The sequence below is a fragment of the Pseudomonas sp. NPDC087598 genome (assembly GCF_044743525.1).
GTDB lineage: Bacteria > Pseudomonadota > Gammaproteobacteria > Pseudomonadales > Pseudomonadaceae > Aquipseudomonas.
In genome coordinates this window covers 3,412-17,875 of sequence record NZ_JBIUWQ010000011.1, presented here as the reverse complement: position 1 = coordinate 17,875, position 14,464 = coordinate 3,412, and the positions used below count along the sequence as shown (strand labels likewise).

General features: G+C 60.2%; 10 protein-coding genes and 1 pseudogene. 5 read left to right on the top strand and 6 right to left on the bottom strand.

Annotation, left to right across the window (positions count from 1 at the left end; genetic code table 11):
• Positions 1-434: 434 nt before the first annotated feature.
• Entirely contained in the window at positions 435-1,403 is a 969-nt protein-coding gene (locus ACIOWE_RS08520) for a LysR family transcriptional regulator (protein ID WP_401389804.1), read from the bottom strand.
• A 276-nt stretch (positions 1,404-1,679) separates the two neighbouring features.
• Here ACIOWE_RS08520 and ACIOWE_RS08515 point away from each other — a divergent pair, with 276 nt between their 5' ends.
• The 4 genes from ACIOWE_RS08515 (at position 1,680) to ACIOWE_RS08500 (ending at position 6,653) form a co-directional block, all read left to right on the top strand.
• Complete coding sequence (locus tag ACIOWE_RS08515) at positions 1,680-3,179, top strand: efflux transporter outer membrane subunit (protein ID WP_401389801.1); 1,500 nt, start codon at positions 1,680-1,682, stop codon at positions 3,177-3,179.
• A gap of 214 nt (positions 3,180-3,393) precedes the next feature.
• Positions 3,394-5,586: an FUSC family protein gene (locus ACIOWE_RS08510; RefSeq protein ID WP_401389798.1), complete on the top strand. Its 2,193-nt coding sequence runs from the start codon at positions 3,394-3,396 to the stop codon at positions 5,584-5,586.
• The gene (locus ACIOWE_RS08505; RefSeq protein WP_007914106.1) at positions 5,576-5,776 is read left to right on the top strand and encodes a DUF1656 domain-containing protein; all 201 of its coding nucleotides are present in this window, start codon (positions 5,576-5,578) and stop codon (positions 5,774-5,776) included. Before ACIOWE_RS08510 ends, ACIOWE_RS08505 begins: the two co-directional genes overlap by 11 nt.
• A gap of 10 nt (positions 5,777-5,786) precedes the next feature.
• Entirely contained in the window at positions 5,787-6,653 is an 867-nt protein-coding gene (locus ACIOWE_RS08500) for an efflux RND transporter periplasmic adaptor subunit (RefSeq protein ID WP_401389795.1), read from the top strand.
• Between the two features lie 97 nt (positions 6,654-6,750).
• Here the strand turns inward: ACIOWE_RS08500 and ACIOWE_RS08495 are convergent, their stop codons facing one another.
• Together ACIOWE_RS08495 and ACIOWE_RS08490 are read right to left on the bottom strand one after the other, a co-directional pair.
• Entirely contained in the window at positions 6,751-7,575 is an 825-nt protein-coding gene (locus tag ACIOWE_RS08495) for an SDR family oxidoreductase (protein WP_401389792.1), read from the bottom strand.
• A gap of 35 nt (positions 7,576-7,610) precedes the next feature.
• Entirely contained in the window at positions 7,611-8,075 is a 465-nt protein-coding gene (locus ACIOWE_RS08490) for a multidrug transporter (RefSeq protein ID WP_123534243.1), read from the bottom strand.
• Between the two features lie 182 nt (positions 8,076-8,257).
• Here ACIOWE_RS08490 and ACIOWE_RS08485 point away from each other — a divergent pair, with 182 nt between their 5' ends.
• Positions 8,258-11,053 (top strand): RHS repeat domain-containing protein, encoded by a 2,796-nt coding sequence (locus tag ACIOWE_RS08485; protein WP_401389789.1) that lies wholly within the window; start codon positions 8,258-8,260, stop codon positions 11,051-11,053.
• 75 nt (positions 11,054-11,128) lie between these two features.
• On the opposite strand, the gene ACIOWE_RS08480 is transcribed toward ACIOWE_RS08485, so the two are convergent.
• From ACIOWE_RS08480 to ACIOWE_RS08470, 3 genes and pseudogenes are all read right to left on the bottom strand, one after another.
• Positions 11,129-12,580 (bottom strand): mannose-1-phosphate guanylyltransferase/mannose-6-phosphate isomerase, encoded by a 1,452-nt coding sequence (locus tag ACIOWE_RS08480; protein ID WP_166216126.1) that lies wholly within the window; start codon positions 12,578-12,580, stop codon positions 11,129-11,131.
• Between the two features lie 210 nt (positions 12,581-12,790).
• A complete protein-coding gene (locus tag ACIOWE_RS08475; protein WP_401389785.1) occupies positions 12,791-13,450 on the bottom strand; it encodes an alginate O-acetyltransferase AlgF in 660 nt (219 codons plus the stop codon).
• Between the two features lie 215 nt (positions 13,451-13,665).
• Positions 13,666-14,464: pseudogene (locus ACIOWE_RS08470) on the bottom strand (alginate O-acetyltransferase); the annotation flags it as partial.

The window sequence follows — 14,464 nt, the reverse complement described above, 5'->3', positions numbered from 1 at the left end:
CTGGAAAAACCGGCCAACTCACCAAAACCGGCAGGCCCAAGGGCCTCCCGCGCACAGCCGCCATAACATTGCGAGCAGAAAAAGCGCCGCAGTATGTCATGAGCTTTGGTTGTTGAAATCGAGTTTTCCAGACCCGGTCGCTGATTCGTCAGCGACACTCAAACCCTACCCACCACACTTCCGACGGACAACCGACACAACCTGTCGGAAACTTCCGCGAAATCGCCGCAATGTAGGAGCTGCCGTAGGCTGCGATCTGTTGATTTTTAAACATCAACATCAAAAGATCGCAGCCTACGGCAGCTCCTGCAGGGGGCGGTGAGATGTTTAAAAATCACCGGCCACGCAGGCCCTGTGGGAGCTGGCTTGCCAGCGATGGCGGCAGGACAGCCGAGCGATTTCTCGCCGACTGCCCACCCTGCTGATCGCCCAAGTCAGTTGGCGACGCGAGCCCCGGCGAGGCTGCCGCTGAGCTCGTAAGCGGCCAGTTCGGCCTGATGCGCGGAGAGGATCTCTGGCAGCGAGCCGCGCAGGTATTCGACCCAGGTCTTGATCTTTGCATCAAGGTATTGCCGTGATGGGTAGATCGCATACAGGTTCAGTTCCTGCGAGCGATAGTTCGGCATCACCCGCACCAGCGTGCCGTTGCGCAGGCCTTCGATCGCTGCGTAAACCGGCAGCACACCGACGCCCATGCCGCTGATGATTGCGGTTTTCATCGCGTCGGCGGAGTTCACCAGAAATGGTGAGCTGTTGATGGTGACCATTTCCTGGCCTTCCGGGCCGTCGAAGGCCCATTTCTCCAGCGGGATCACCGGGCTGACCAGGCGCAGGCAGGCGTGGTTGAGCAGGTCGCTGGGCTTTTGCGCGCAGCCGTTGGCTTTCACGTAGGCCGGCGAGGCGCAGACGATGCTGTAGGTGATGCCCAGGCGTTGCGAGACGAAACCGGAGTCCGGCAGTTCGCGGGCCAGCACGATCGACACGTCGTAGCCTTCGTCGAGCAGATCCGGCACGCGGTTGGCCATGGTCAGATCGAAGGTCACGTCGGGGTGGGTCTTGCGGTAGCGGGCGATGGCGTCGATCACGAAGTGCTGGCCGATACCGGTCATGGTGTGCACTTTCAACTGCCCGGCCGGGCGGGCGTGGGCCTCGCTGGCTTCGGCTTCGGCTTCTTCGACGTAGGCGAGGATCTGCTCGCAGCGCAGCAGGTAACGCTTGCCGGCCTCGGTCAGGGCGATGCGCCGGGTCGTGCGGTTAAGCAGTCGGGTTTGCAGGTGGGCTTCCAGGTTGGAGACCGCGCGCGAAACGTTAGCGGTGGTGGTGTCGAGTTGCACGGCGGCGGCGGTGAAGCTGCCGGCTTCGGCCACGCAACTGAAGGCGCGCATGTTTTGCAAAGTGTCCATGGGGTGCTCTCAAGGGAGATGGCAAATTGTGACACGAAGTTTCAGGGGCTGAGACCCAGACTTAAGGATTATCTCGTTAACCGTAACAAAGATTCACAGAAATCCCAGCTTATCGCCGCACAGGGCGTTCCATAGAATTGCGCCGATCCCTGTAGGCGCTGCCGCAGGCTGCGATCTTTTGATTTTGTTTTAAGGGAAGCAAGATCAAAAGATCGCAGCCTGCGACAGCGCCTACAGCGAGTCCTCGCCTTATCCTCTTCTCAGGAATTCGCAGCTGTGCCGCGTCGCATCAACAGAGCGCTTTTGCCGCTCAGTGTTCTGGCTTTTTCCCTGGTTATCGGCGGCTGCATCTCAACCGAAGGAATTGCCCCGCAGGGCAAGGCGCTGGAGGCCAATACCCTGGCCACCGACGACGCCATCGCCCACGCCGCCCGTGACGCAAACTGGCCCACCGCGCAATGGTGGCAAGCCTACGGTGACCCGCAACTGAACCGCTGGGTCGAGCTCGCCATACAAGACAGCCCGAGCATGGCCATGGCCGCTGCACGAGTGCGTCAGGCCAAAGCCATGGCCGGCGTCGCCGAAGCGGCCGAGTCGTTGCAGATCAATGGCGAGTCGACACTCAAGCGCCACAACTGGCCGACCGATCAGTTTTACGGCCCGGGCGAGCTGGCCAACACCACCACCTGGGACAACAACGCTGCGCTCGGTTTCAGCTACGCGCTCGACCTCTGGGGCCGTGAAAGCAATACCAGCGAACGCGCGGTGGATCTGGCGCACATGAGCGCCGCCGAAGCGCGATTGGCCCAGCTCGAATTGCAGAACAACATCGTGCGCGCCTACATCGAGTTGTCGTTGCATTACGCCCAGCGCGACATCGTCGCCGCGACGCTTGCGCAGCAACAGCAGATTCTTGATCTGGCGCAGAAGCGTTTGAACGGCGGGATCGGCACGCATTTCGAAGTCAGCCAGGCTGAGACGCCGTTGCCGGAAACCCATCGGCAACTGGATGCGCTGGATGAAGAAATTGCCCTCAGCCGTAACCAGATCGCCGCGCTTGCCGGCAAGGGACCGGGAGCCGGCGCGCAATTGCAGCGTCCGACGCTGTCCCTTGGTGCGGCGCTGAAGTTGCCGTCAGCGTTACCGGCCGAACTGCTCGGCCAACGCCCGGACGTGGTTGCCAGTCGCTGGCAAGTGGCGGCGCAGGCTCGCGGGATCGATGTGGCGCATGCCGGTTTTTATCCCAACGTCGATCTGGTCGGCAGCCTCGGTTACATGGCGACCGGGGGCGGCGCGCTGGAGTTTCTGACCGGCAAGAAACTCAACTACAACGTCGGGCCGGCGATCTCGTTGCCGATCTTCGACGGTGGCCGACTGCGTGCCGAGTTGGGTGAAGCGTCGGCGGGTTATGACATCGCTGTCGCGCATTACAACCAGACGCTGGTCAATGCGCTGAAGAACATCTCTGACCAGTTGATCCGTCGTGAGTCGATGGACAAGCAGCAAGGCTTTGCCGCCGAGTCCGTGGCCACGGCGCAGAAGACTTACGACATCGCGATGATCGCCTATCAACGCGGCCTCACCGATTACCTCAACGTGCTGAATGCGCAGACGCTGTTGTTCAAGCAGCAGCAGGTGCAGCAGCAGGTGCAGGCGGCGCGGTTGAGTGCACATGCCGAGTTGGTGACGGCGCTGGGTGGCGGCCTCGGTGCCGGTAACGATGTGCCGACGGCCGAGAAAACCGCAGCCCCGAAAACCCCGGCGCTGCTGCGGTGAACCCAAACCTGAGGAGGGTGAGTTCCTGTGGCGAGGGGATTTATCCCCGATGGGCTGCGGAGCAGCCCCAAAACCATCCACCGCATTTTTTCAGGCTCACCGCATTCACTGGTTTCACGACGGCTGCGCCGCCGGTCGGGGATAAATCCCCTCACCACAGGTTTTGCAGTGACCACAGAAAACTCTTCAGTCCTCAATCATTGAGCAAGACCAAATGACTCCCTTGCCCGCACCTCTGCGCTGGCTCTATTCCCTGGAATGGCGTCGGGGTTTCTTTGACTGGGCGCGCAGCGATGGCGTGACCTGGGTCTACATTTTCAAGGTGTTGATCGCCGCATTCCTCACCCTTTGGCTGGCCATGCGTCTGGAGTTGCCGCAACCGCGTACGGCGATGATCACCGTGTTCATCGTCATGCAGCCGCAAAGCGGTCAGGTGTTTGCCAAGAGTTTCTATCGCTTCCTCGGCACGTTGGCTGGGTCGGCGATGATGGTCACGCTGATCGCCTTGTTCGCGCAAAACACCGAGCTGTTCCTCGGCTCGCTGGCGATCTGGGTCGGTATCTGTTCGGCCGGTGCCGCGCGTTGCCGTAACTTCCGTGCCTACGGTTTTGTCCTCGCCGGCTACACCGCCGCGATGGTCGGACTGCCGGCGCTGGCGCATCCGGACGGTGCGTTTATGGCGGCGGTGTGGCGGGTGCTGGAAATCTCCTTGGGGATTCTCTGCTCCACCGTGATCAGCGCGGCGATTCTGCCGCAAACCGCCAGTGCCGCCATGCGCAATGCCTTGTACCAGCGCTTCGGCGTGTTCGCGCTATTCGTGACCGATGGCTTGCGCGGGCGCAGCAAAACCGAATCCTTCGAAGCGAGCAACGTGCGGTTCATCGCCGAAGCCGTGGGCCTGGAAGGGCTGCGCAGCGTGACGGTGTTCGAAGACCCGCACATGCGTCGGCGTAACGGTCGACTCAGCCGATTGAACAGCGAGTTCATGGGCATCACCACGCGCTTCAACGCGCTGCATCAGTTGCTTGAACGCTTGCGCGGAAATGGCGAGGAGCACGTCGTTGCAGCGATCAGACCGGGCTTGCAGGACCTCGCTGAAGTGCTCGACGGCTTCAGTGGCCGCGCCCTGACCAGCCCCGATGCAGCGCGACTGGCGACAGCGCTGGCCACTTACAAGGATGGTCTGCCGGCGCGGGTGCGCAGCCTGCGCGCGATCTTCCAGGAGAGCGAACCCAGCGACGCCGAGCAACTGGATTTCCACACGGCGTACGAGTTGCTCTATCGCTTCGTCGATGATCTGCACAGTTATGCACAGACTCACGCCTCACTGGCTGATCACCGCCACGAACGCGAACGCTGGGACGAACCGTTCACCCCGCAAACCAACTGGTGGGCAGCGGCGGCCTCGGGGATTCGCGCCTCGTTCATCCTCATTGTGCTGGGCAGTTACTGGGTCGCCACCGCGTGGCCGAGCGGCGCGACGATGACCCTGATTGCCGCCGCGACCGTGGGCCTTTCCGCTGCTACGCCGAACCCGAAACGCATGGCGTTTCAGATGGCTTGCGGCACGTTTCTCGGGGCGTTGATCGGCTTCGTCGAGATGTTTTTCATCTTCCCGTGGATCGATGGTTTTCCCCTGCTGTGCGTGATGCTCGCGCCGGTGATCGTGCTCGGTTCGTTCCTCACTTCACGGCCGCAATATGCCGGTGTCGGCCTCGGTTTGCTGATCTTCTTCAGCACCGGTTCGGTGCCGGACAACCTGACCATTTACAACCCGTACACCTTCATCAACGACTACATCGCCATGGTCATGGGCATGCTGGTCTGCGCAGCTGCGGGCGCAATTATTCTGCCGCCGAACAGCCGCTGGTTGTGGCGCCGACTGGAGCAGGATCTGCGCGGGCAGGTGGTCTATGCGATCAGCGGCAAACTCAAAGGGCTGGCGTCGAGTTTCGAGAGTCGCACCCGCGACTTGCTGCATCAGGCTTACGGTCTGGCGGCCGGTGAACCGAAGGTGCAAAAGAACCTGCTGCGCTGGATGTTCGTGGTGCTCGAAGTCGGTCACGCGATCATCGAGTTGCGCAAGGAGCAGGCGATCTTGCCAGTGCATCCGGCCTATGCCGAATCGCAGCCATGGCGTCAGGCGATCCGGGTGATGGGCCGCGCGCTGGTGCGGCTGTTTCTGCAACCGAACCCGAGCAATCTCGAGCGCGCATTGGTGGCAGTCGATCACGCGATCAGCCGTGTGGCGGCGACCGACGAGCCGTTCGCGCCGCATTTCGATACCTCGGCGTTGCGTCGGGTGAAGAGCTATCTGCACTTTATCCGCACCTCGTTGCTCGACCCGCAATCGCCGCTCGCCGTTCTTGCTCCAGCCAAGCCCGAAGGACTTGCCCATGCCTCGTGAAATCGCTTTCCACGGCGTGTACATGCCGACCATGACCCTGATGTTTTTCATCGCTGCGGCGCTGGCCTGGGCGGTGGACCGGTTTCTCTCGGGGTTCGATCTGTACCGCTTTTTCTGGCACCCGGCGCTGCTGCGCCTGAGTCTGTTTACCTGTCTGTTCGGCGCGATGGCGCTGACTGTCTACCGTTGAGAACGATCTGATGAAAAAGTTTTTCAGCCTGCTCGCGACCCTGCTGGTGCTGGCCCTGGCGCTGTGGATCGGCCGGACCTTGTGGGTGCATTACATGAACACGCCGTGGACCCGCGACGGGCGGGTGCGCGCCGACATCATCAACGTCGCTGCCGACGTCACCGGTGAAGTGGTCGATGTACCGGTGCGTGACAACCAGTTGGTGAAGAAGGGCGATCTGTTGATGCAGATCGATCCGGAGCATTACCGCATCGCGGTGAAACAGGCGCAGTCGCTGGTCGCTTCGCGCAAGTCGACCTGGGAGATGCGCAAGGTCAACGCCCATCGCCGCGCCGATCTGGATAACCTGGTGATCTCCAAGGAAAACCGCGACGACGCCAGCAACATCGCCGACGCCGCGCTGGCCGACTATCAACATGCCCAGGCGCAACTGGAGGCGGCCGAACTCAACCTCAAACGCACCGAAGTCCGTGCAGCGGTCGACGGCTACGTGACCAACCTCAACGTGCATCGCGGCGACTACGCACGCATCGGCGAAGCGAAAATGGCCGTGGTCGACATGAACTCGTTCTGGGTTTATGGCTTTTTCGAAGAGACCAAGCTGCCGCACGTTCGCGTGGGGGATAAAGCCGATATGCAATTGATGAGCGGTGAAGTCTTGAAGGGGCACGTGGAAAGCATTTCCCGTGGCATTTACGACCGTGACAATCCGGAGAGCCGCGAGCTGATCGCCGATGTGAACCCGACCTTTAACTGGGTGCGGTTGGCTCAGCGAGTGCCGGTGCGCATTCACATTGATGAAGTGCCGGAAGGGGTGTTGCTGGCGGCGGGGATTACTTGCACGGTCGTCGTAAAGCAGAGTGCTGTGGATAACTGATGGACCGAGTCGTCTGCATCGCGAACAGGCTCACTCCGACATTGGATCTGAGATCCCCTGTAGGAGCGAGCCTGCTCGCGATGGCGTCGACCCGGTCTCAGAGTTTGCCGCGCAAACCGAACCGCTTCATTAACGTCGACTCCAGCAAACCCTTTGGCAACAACGCTGCCAACAACGGCAGCGCCCGGCAGCCATTGCCAATGCGGATCAACCGTGGCGGTTTGCTCTGCTGCACGGCTTTCAGCAGTTCAGTTGCAAATTCACTGGCCGGAGTCGGCTTGTCCTGCGAAGCCTTGGCCCGCGCGCGAATGCCTTCACGCAGGGGAAACCACGGTGAGCTTTCATTGATCAGTTGCTCGGCTTCGTGGCCGGCGTTTTTCGCGAAGCTCGACTGGATGGCGCCGGGTTGGACTTCCATCACGCGAATGCCGAACGGCGCCAGTTCCATGCGCAACGCATCGCTCAAGGCATGCACGGCCGCTTTAGACGCGCAGTAGGCACCGGCAAACGGGGTGACCAACACACCGGAAACACTGCCGATATTCACCACCAGGCCCTTGGCACGGCGCAGTACCGGGAACAGTGCGCGGGTGACACCGACAATCGAGAACACATTGGTTTCGAACTGGCGTTGCATGGCCGGTACGCCGCCGTCGAGCAACGGGCCCATGGCCCCGTAACCGGCGTTGTTGATCAGCACATCGAGGCCGCCATGCTGCTGGTTGATTCGTTCGCCCAGTTGTTCCAGCGCCGCGCCGTCATTGACGTCGAGCTGCACTGCGGTGAATCCGGCCGCACTCAACGCCGCCACGTCTTCAGCCTTGCGCGCCGTGGCCCAGACTTCGAAACCGGCGCTTTTGAATACGTCGGCAAGGGCGCGGCCGATGCCGCTGGAACATCCGGTAATCAACGCAACGGGCATGGCGCATTCCTTGTGCAAAAAGAGTAGGAGGGAGATCAGTCGGAGAAACTACCCTGCAATCGCTCGGCGCGAAACTCCAGCGTCTGCGGGCGATAACCGGGACGCAGCGGCGGCATCGGCAAGCAGTCTTCCCAACTGCCGCCGGCCTGCAATTCGCCGGGGCCGCGATAGCGTGGCGCGGTGTATTGGTTGTCGGCCAGATTGACTGTATCGCCCGGCGCATAGGCCGCGATGCGCCAGCGCAGTTCGGTCAGCGGCACACTGTTGCCGTTGTTCATTTTCAGTTGCAGCGGCCGATCGGCCGGGCATTGCTCGGGTGCATAAACAATGCGCATCTCGAGGCGCGCCAGTTGCTTGATCTCGCGGTTGTCCAGCCACACCACCCAGACAGCCACCAGACCGAGACCGATGGCGGCTGCGACCGACACCGGCAAAGCCTTGGCCGGATAGCGCAACAACAGAATCAACCAGGTGATGACCAGCAGGACGCCGATGAACATGTTTGTACGCTCCTTGAACACGTGGCCACCATCCTACCGAAGGGCTGCCGGAATGGACATTCGCGTGTCATGCGAATGCACCGCTGGTCGGAACTGTAATTTCTGACAGTTGGCAACCAGAGGTTCGAGCTGTTTGATGTCTTCGCAGGGACCCAATGGGGCTGTCATAGGGAGCGAGACTTATGGGCGTACATCACAACACACCAACGCTTTTGGCGAGCGACCCGCGTGGGCTGTCGATTCGCACGGTCGATTATTGGCGCGACGATGATAGTTGCCCCGCTCAAACCCGCGTCCACCGTACCTTGCATGACTCGGCCGGGCGTGCCGTCGCGCAGTGGGATCCGCGTTTGTGGGCGCTGCAAAAGACCGATCCACTGACCCCAGCCAATCTGGCCACGGTTTACACGTTGAGCGGCCAGGTGGTGAGCTCGGACAGTGTTGATGCCGGCATGCAAGTCGCGTTGTACGGTATGGGGTCGCAAGTGCTGCTTGATTGGGACAGTCGGGAAACCCTTCGCGAGATTGAGCATGACTCGTTGCTGCGCCCGGTGGCGATGTTCGAAGAGGGCTTATCAACGCCGAAGCGGTGCGTCGAGCGTTTTATGTATGGCCGGCCCGGTGCCGGTGATCCGAGCAAAAATCAGCTCGGCCAGTTGGTCCGTCATGACGATCCTGCGGGCAGTGTGTTGTTCGAAACCTTTGCGATCAGTGGCCAATGCGTCGAAAACACCCGGCACTTCACCGAGGACCTGGTTTCCCCGGACTGGCCTGAACTGATTGAAGACCGTACACGGTTGCTTGAAGCCGGCGAGGGCGCTACAAGCCGGTGGCGCTTCGGGCCAGTGGGTCAGGTGCTCGATCAAGTCGATGCGCGGGGCAATCGTCAAGGCAGTGAGTTGACGCTCGATGGGCGTTTGCGGGCTACTCACCTGCAACTGAGGCATCAATCCGAATCCCGAACGCTGTTCAGTGATATCCGTTACAACGCCGACGGACAAGTAACGCAGCAAGTCGCGGACAATGGCGTAGTGACGACGCTGACTTATCGAGCCGAAGACGGGCGCTTGCTGACGCGCTGCGCCGCCAGATACGGTGGTGAAGCATTACAGCATTTGCTCTATGACTATGACCCGATGGGCAACGTGCTGAGCATCGAGGACAAGGCCCTGCCGATCCGCTATTTCGGCAATCAACGCATCGATCCGATCAGCCGGTTTATTTACGACAGTCGCTACCAATTGCGTGAGGCGACCGGTTGGGAGGCGGGTACTGCAAGCCAGGGGCCAGCGTCCATTGATCGTGTCGATCCGGCGGCGCTGAGCAACTACCGGCAGATCTACCGCTACGATGAGTCTGGCAATCTGCTGGAGTTGACTCATGTGGGCGCGCGTAATGGCCGCAAGCTGAAAGCCGCTCGATTCAGCAATCGCTGTCTGCCCTACAAAGATGATGTACCGCCCACTGAAGAGGCAATCGCAGCGGCATTCGATCCTCACGGCAATTTGCGGGCGTTGGAGGCAGGGCAGCCACTGACGTGGAGTCTGCGTAATCAACTGCGGTCGGTGACTCCAGTTGAACGGGGCAGCGGCCGCAATGACGTTGAACAGTATGTCTATGACGGAGCGGGTCTGCGGGTGCGCAAGACTCGTTCGTTGCAGACAAACGCCCGTGGCCTGGTTACCGACGTGCGTTATTTGCCAGGACTTGAACTGCGCAGCGACACCGGCACTGCAGAACAACTGCAGGTGATCATCGCCGATGGCGGGCTCAACAGTGTGCGCGTGCTGCATTGGGAAAGCGCACCGCCGAGCGGTTCCAATGACCACTATCGGTACAGCTTCACTGATCATTTGGGATCGACCAGTCTGGAATTGGGCGAAGATGCCCGGATCATCAGTCAGGAAACATTTCACCCGTTTGGTGAGACGGCGTGGAGCAAGGACACCGAAGTCAGTTACAAAACCATTCGTTATTCGGGCAAGGAGCAGGATGCGACGGGGCTGTACTACTACGGTTACCGCTATTACATGCCGTGGTTGCAGCGCTGGCTTAATCCGGACCCGGCGGGGGCTATAGACGGCCTTAATCTGTACCGTATGGTGCGCAACAATCCAATAAGGCTGACGGACGCAAACGGGCTCAAACCGGAAGATAAAAAACCGGGAGTTGGCTCGGGTCAGAGAGGCGTTTTGAGTAACGCAACCAACGTTACTCCACCTACTCGCCCGGCGATTCCACCAAAACCCGGCGCAATGTCGGCTCCCGCACGCCCCCTGGTCCCTCCACGGCCCGCTCTAATACCGGCTCAGCCTGCTACGTCGTTGCCAAAGGCCGCCGGGTCGGGAAACATGGCACCTCCTCGTCCTCCTCCACCTAAGCCTCAGGTTGACCTGGGTTTGGATTCGCAATCGTCAGGTCCGCTCCCGTCATACGCGACTGGCACGATGAAAGTGGGCTCGCATTCTTTGCTGGTCAATAATGATGGCGCGATTGTGGTCATGAGAGGAGATAACCGTCCACCCGATAAGATCCGGGAGGCAGGCGGTTTTTATCCCAGAGACAACAGAGGGGATAAAATCAAAGAGGAGTTTCGGCAAGGCGTAGTCAGCAAAAAAATCAATACCGTGGCCAACGAACACGTACGAAGTCCTGTCCCGGGTTACGTGTCGACAGGCATGGATGAGGCTTCTGGAGGATATGGCGACTCCAGGGCGTACCTGTATCGGATGGCTATTCCGGATCTCAAGGAACGAGAGATCAATGCGCAGACCTTAGGGTTGAACGCTCCTTTTCAATTCACCCCTAAAGGAAGGCTGGATGCCCGCTTGATGATGAGTGGCGATACTCTGGATCAGTCTGGATTCGTCGTAATGATTCCACCAATGACTGTGGAAATGACATTCATTACTCCGATTCCGAACCAATACATCGTTGCATACAGGCCCAGTAATTCAGATAAATGGGAGCCCTTCTGATGGAAAAAAAACCGCCCAACCCGCTGCGGATGGGAGACGCAGCGGGCTGGACGGGGACTACTTATTGCAGAGCGATCACTGCGCGATGGTCTTCACCGACACGCCGCGTTCGATCGGGGTGGAGCGGCCGTAGATATCTTCAAAGCGCTCGATATCGTCTTCGCCCAGGTACGAACCCGACTGCACTTCGATGATTTCCAGCGGGATCTTGCCCGGGTTGCGCAGGCGATGCACCGAGGCAATCGGGATGTAGGTCGACTGATTTTCGCAGAGCAGGAACACGTTTTCGTCGCAAGTCACCTCAGCGGTGCCGCTGACCACGATCCAGTGTTCGGCGCGGTGGTGGTGCATCTGCAGTGACAGGCATGCGCCGGGTTTCACCGAGATGTGCTTGACCTGGAAGCGCCCGCCCATGTCCACCGAGTCGTAGGAACCCCACGGACGATAGACCTCGCAGTGGTTCTGGGTTTCGCTGCGGCCCTGTTCGTTGAGGGTGGCGACCATCTGCTTGACGCCCTGAACCTTGTCCTTGTGGGCGATCATCATGGCGTCCTTGGTTTCGACCACCACAATGTTTTCCAGACCGATCACCGACACCAGTTTGCCGTTGCCGTGGATCATGCAGTTCTTGCTGTCCTGGATGACCACATCGCCTTTGCTGACGTTGCCGTTGGCGTCCTTCTCGTTGACTTCCCACAGCGACGACCAGCAACCGACATCGCTCCAGCCGGCGCTCAGTGGCACGACGCAGGCGCGCTGGGTTTTTTCCATGACGGAATAGTCGATGGAGTTGTCCGGGCAGCAGGCGAAGGTGGCTTCGTCAAAGGTGATGGTGTCGTTATCCTGCTCGCTGCGCTCCAGGGTCAGCAGGCAGGTGTCGTAAATGTCCGGATCGTGCTTTTTCAGCTCTTCGAGGAAGCGGCTGGCGCGGAACAGGAACATGCCGCTGTTCCAGAAATAACCGCCGGATTGCACGTACTCGGTGGCGCGTTTGACGTCGGGTTTTTCGACGAAGTGCGAGACGCGGCTGACGCCTTCGGGCAGCAGCGAATCAGCGGTGGATTTGATGTAACCGTAACCGGTTTCCGGTTTGGTTGCCGGTACGCCGAACAGCACCATTTCGCCGTTTTCGGCGGCGACGGTGGCCAGCGCGAGGGCGCGTTGCAGGGCTTTCTGATCTTCCAGCACGTGGTCGGCCGGCAGCACCAGCATCAGCTCATCGCGACCTTCATTGACCAGCATCATCGCGGTCAACGCCACGGCCGGCGCAGTGTTGCGGCCGAACGGTTCCATCAGGATGCGCTGGCAGTCGAGGTTACGATTGGCCAACTGCTCGTTGACGATAAAACGGTGATCCTTGTTGCAGACCACGATTGGGGTGTCCATGCCTTCGAACACCAGGCGCTCCAGGGTTTGCTGGAACAGCGTGTGTTCGCCGGTCAGGGCGAGGAATTGTTTAGGGAACTGCTTACGCGAAAGCGGCCAAAGACGTGAACCGCTACCACCTGACAAGATCACCGGAATCATATTGTTTACTCCATAAAATCGATTGGTTAGAGGCACGAACGCTGTGTCGTTTCACTCTTGTTTTTGTCTCGTATCCGAACGCTCACCTCGGTCCCTGTGGGAGCCTGGCTTGCCAGCGATGGCATCACCTCGGTGTATCTGCAGAACCGAGGTGTCTGCATCGCTGGCAAGCCAGCTCCCACAGGGAACCGGGTCAGTTCGGGAAATTTGTTAGCGCGTCGACACCGGGCGTTTCACCCAGACTGGCGACAGGCTGCTGCCGGAACCGGTGACGTACAGCACTGCTGCTTCACCGCGCTCCAGGGCAACCGGCTTGACGTCGCCGACTTTCTTGTCGCCTTCGTACAGCGCCAGGCTGACTTTCACCGGGTTGATTTCGCGTTCGCCACGGCCCTTGGCTGCGACGTTCGGCACCACGTCGGTCTTGCCGTCTGCAGTCTTCAGGGTCAGCGGCTTGTCGCTGAGGTTCTGCACGCGCACCAAGGACTTTTGCTTGTTCTTGAACGGTGGCTCTTCGATCAGTTGCGGCGCGCCGGAAGCGTTGTTGACCAGGGTGTAGTAGTGGTCACCGGCGAGTTTGACCGGCAGGGTCTGGCTGCCGACCTTGGCGCTGTAATCACCGCCCGGCATGAAGCTGAAGTCGCTGCTGGCCAGTGGCGCAACGTCGCTCAGGTTGGTGCTGCCCACGGTGGCGCTGATTTCAGCGTTGCTGGCGTTGTAGACACGGACGAAGGTCGAGCCTTTCGGTGCGGTCGGGCCGTAGAGCGCGGCGTCGCCACCGGCAAAGGCAGGCACGGAAAGCACGCTGAGGCCAGCAACCAGAGCGAAGCTTTTAGCGAGACGACGAGGAGTAGTAATAGTGAAAGTCATGGTGTACCTCTCTTTCAGTTTTGCGCCCGATCGGGCGTCTCGGAGTTAGTGTTGCTTGCTACGTTTTGTTGGCCGGACTGTGTAGAAGCTGCTGCGCTCGACAATCCAGCGTTAAAAACAGGCTCGGACTGCTCATTTACAGCTCGTAAACTCCGCGTCCTCGCCTGTTTTTGCCTTGTCTTGTCTTCGCTCGCGACGCTTCTACCCAGCCCGGAGCGTGCGCCGGCTTGTTTAAGCTCTGCGACCCACTGCGGGTCGGCGTCGCCGATTTCGTTGTTCACAGGCAGATATCGTTCAGGAAACTCCCAGATCAGCACCTGTGGCGGGCTGTTCTTGAAGTCATCGCTTTTCAGGTAGCTGAGCATCGGCAGGATCGGGCCGTGGCCGTCTTCGGCGTAGCTCACCACGTCGCTGTGCAGCGCTTGTTTCAGTGCACCGACGAAGTTCCAGTTGGGGTTGGCGCTGTAGCTGGTGCCGACCAGTGCCACCGGCACTTCATTGCTGGCGAACAGTGCGTCGTCACCGGCAGGCTGATCGCCAGCCGCGACGGTGTTGCGCTTTTGCAGCGGCTCTTGCGCCGGCATCAGGTTTTCGAACAGCGGATCGAGCGGCAGGAACAGACGCAGATCGCCTTTGTGGGTGACCTTCTCTGCTGGCGTGGTGACGAAGCGTTGCGGTTCGCCGCTGAGCGGGAACTTGTCGGCGATGGTTTTCGCCAGGGTGTTGGCGGCGATCTCGGCACCTTCCGGTGTCCAGTGGGTGTCGGTGCGCAGGAACACTTGCTGACCGTTTTGTTTGGCCTGTTGGAACGGCGTGAGCAGGTCGGGAGCGAGGATCTTGTCGGCCGCTACGCGGTGGTGGAAATCCTGATAGAGGTTGGCGTGGATGCTCGCCGGTTTCACATCACCGAGGTGTTCCGGGTACAGGCGAACCTTGGCCGGCACGATCGCCATGACCAGTTTCACGCCTTTCTCTTTCAGGGTCTGGCGTACGCCTTCGACCAGCGCGTAGTTG

What these genes read in the sequence shown, in the direction of transcription:
- ACIOWE_RS08520 (WP_401389804.1), bottom strand. Translation starts at nt 1,403, where the DNA reads ATGGACACTTTGCAAAACATGCGCGCCTTCAGTTGCGTGGCCGAAGCC.
- ACIOWE_RS08510 (WP_401389798.1), top strand. Translation starts at nt 3,394, where the DNA reads ATGACTCCCTTGCCCGCACCTCTGCGCTGGCTCTATTCCCTGGAATGG.
- ACIOWE_RS08505 (WP_007914106.1), top strand. Translation starts at nt 5,576, where the DNA reads ATGCCTCGTGAAATCGCTTTCCACGGCGTGTACATGCCGACCATGACC.
- ACIOWE_RS08500 (WP_401389795.1), top strand. Translation starts at nt 5,787, where the DNA reads ATGAAAAAGTTTTTCAGCCTGCTCGCGACCCTGCTGGTGCTGGCCCTG.
- ACIOWE_RS08495 (WP_401389792.1), bottom strand. Translation starts at nt 7,575, where the DNA reads ATGCCCGTTGCGTTGATTACCGGATGTTCCAGCGGCATCGGCCGCGCC.
- ACIOWE_RS08490 (WP_123534243.1), bottom strand. Translation starts at nt 8,075, where the DNA reads ATGTTCATCGGCGTCCTGCTGGTCATCACCTGGTTGATTCTGTTGTTG.
- ACIOWE_RS08485 (WP_401389789.1), top strand. Translation starts at nt 8,258, where the DNA reads ATGGGCGTACATCACAACACACCAACGCTTTTGGCGAGCGACCCGCGT.
- ACIOWE_RS08480 (WP_166216126.1), bottom strand. Translation starts at nt 12,580, where the DNA reads ATGATTCCGGTGATCTTGTCAGGTGGTAGCGGTTCACGTCTTTGGCCG.
- ACIOWE_RS08475 (WP_401389785.1), bottom strand. Translation starts at nt 13,450, where the DNA reads ATGACTTTCACTATTACTACTCCTCGTCGTCTCGCTAAAAGCTTCGCT.